The organism is Bacteroides fluxus YIT 12057, assembly GCF_000195635.1.
GTDB classification, from domain to species: Bacteria; Bacteroidota; Bacteroidia; order Bacteroidales; family Bacteroidaceae; genus Bacteroides; species Bacteroides fluxus.
This window is the reverse complement of the sequence record NZ_GL882686.1, coordinates 1-2,208: the sequence shown is the minus strand read 5'-3', so window position 1 is coordinate 2,208 and position 2,208 is coordinate 1. Positions and strand designations below refer to the sequence as shown.

Below are 2,208 nucleotides of genomic sequence, written 5' to 3'. Positions count from 1 at the left end.
AATCGTGTATTGGATGATAGTTGCGGATTTTAGGGATACTAAAAATTCCTTCACATAACATCGCATTGGCAAAATGGCAGGTTAAGTGCTAAATTGAAAGTTTCTGCATTTTATTCCGCCGAATGTGTTCCACATTCGCTTTTTATTTGTAAGTTAGCTCTGTGGAAACACATCGGCTACGTTCTCGCTAAATTGAACTTTTTGTCCAATTTATCCGCCACTTCGCCAATGCGTTTCCCGTTATGTGCCATTTTTGAATGACAATGCGAATAGATACAGACAAACAAATGAATTTACTTAGTGATAAGAACGTTGCAATAATTGGTGGTGGACCCGTTGGACTGACTATGGCAAAATTATTACAGCAAAACGGCATAGACGTTTCAGTTTACGAAAGAGACAACGACCGAGAGGCAAGAATTTTTGGTGGAACCCTTGACCTACACAAAGGTTCAGGTCAGGAAGCAATGAAAAAAGCGGGATTGTTACAAACTTATTATGACTTAGCCTTACCAATGGGTGTAAATATTGCTGATGAAAAAGGCAATATTTTATCCACAAAAAATGTAAAGCCCGAAAATCGATTTGACAATCCTGAAATAAACAGAAATGACTTAAGGGCTATCTTGTTGAATAGTTTAGAAAACGACACGGTTATTTGGGATAGAAAACTTGTTATGCTTGAACCTGGTAAGAAGAAGTGGACACTAACTTTTGAGAATAAACCGAGTGAAACAGCAGATTTGGTTATTCTTGCCAATGGCGGGATGTCCAAGGTAAGAAAATTTGTTACCGACACGGAAGTTGAAGAAACAGGTACTTTCAATATACAAGCCGATATTCATCAACCAGAGATAAACTGTCCTGGATTTTTTCAGCTATGCAATGGAAACCGGCTAATGGCATCTCACCAAGGTAATTTATTATTTGCTAACCCCAATAATAATGGTGCATTGCATTTTGGAATAAGTTTTAAAACACCTGATGAATGGAAAAACCAAACGCAGGTAGATTTTCAAAACAGAAATAGTGTCGTTGATTTTCTTCTGAAAGAATTTTCCGATTGGGACGAACGCTACAAAGAATTGATTCATACGACGTTGTCATTTGTAGGATTGGCTACACGGATATTTCCTTTAGAAAAGCCTTGGAAAAGCAAGCGCCCATTACCCATAACAATGATTGGGGATGCCGCACATTTGATGCCGCCTTTTGCAGGGCAGGGAGTAAATAGTGGGTTGGTGGATGCCTTGATATTGTCTGATAATCTAGCCGATGGAAAATTTAATAGCATTGAAGAGGCTGTTAAAAATTATGAACAGCAAATGTTTATCTATGGCAAAGAAGCACAAGAAGAATCAACTCAAAACGAAATTGAAATGTTTAAACCCGACTTTACGTTTCAGCAATTGTTAAATGTATAAAATGGAATAAAACGGCACATAACAAACAAATTGGCAATAGAGCCGGTGAAGTACTTCTATTGAACTTTTGTGCAATGTTGAAGATTAGTAATTCTATTCAACATTTGTGCTAAAAGTCGGCTCCATCGCCAATTTGCCAAACGTTATATGCCATATTACACCAAAACTCGTCTGAATTATACAAAATGAACTATGTTTAACTTTTTTAAACCTAAACCAAAAAATCAAATTGAAATGGAAGTTTCGGGAATAAATCCTGAAACAAACAATGAATTTCTATTCTATAATTTTATCGAAAATACACCAAACTATATTCTTGAACCTTGGCTAAAAAAAGCAAAACAAGTTGGTTATAAAGTAAAACCTCAATACGAACAAGCGATTTTGCAAAAATTGAAATTCAATCAATTTAAAAATCCTCATACATTCCCTGAGTACTTTGAAAATAAATTTGATTTTATTGCTATTGACTTTGAGACAGCAAATAACAGTAGATTAAGTGCTTGTGCAATCGGATTATGCTTCGTGAAAAATGACACAATAGTTTATTCGACAAAACACTATATAAATCCACCAAAATCAGAAAAGTTTTTAAAAACTCATACTTCAATACACGGAATTTCATATGAAGATGTAGAATTTTCCCTTAATTTTCAAGAATTATGGGAAGACGAACTTTCTAAATATCTTTCATCTAATTTATTAATTTTTCATAATGCGAGTATGGACTTGAGTGTTTTGAAAAATCTATCTGATTCTCCGCAAACACACCTAATATTTTTAG

General features: G+C 34.8%; 2 protein-coding genes. Both read left to right on the top strand.

From position 1 onward, the window contains the following. Nucleotides 1-257 precede the first annotated feature (257 nt). Entirely contained in the window at nucleotides 258-1,424 is a 1,167-nt protein-coding gene (locus HMPREF9446_RS13055; protein WP_008651082.1) for a tetracycline-inactivating monooxygenase Tet(X2), read from the top strand. A gap of 234 nt (nucleotides 1,425-1,658) precedes the next feature. Then, the coding region (locus HMPREF9446_RS17945; protein ID WP_262360197.1) for an exonuclease domain-containing protein at nucleotides 1,659-2,208 on the top strand (550 nt) is incomplete at its 3' end.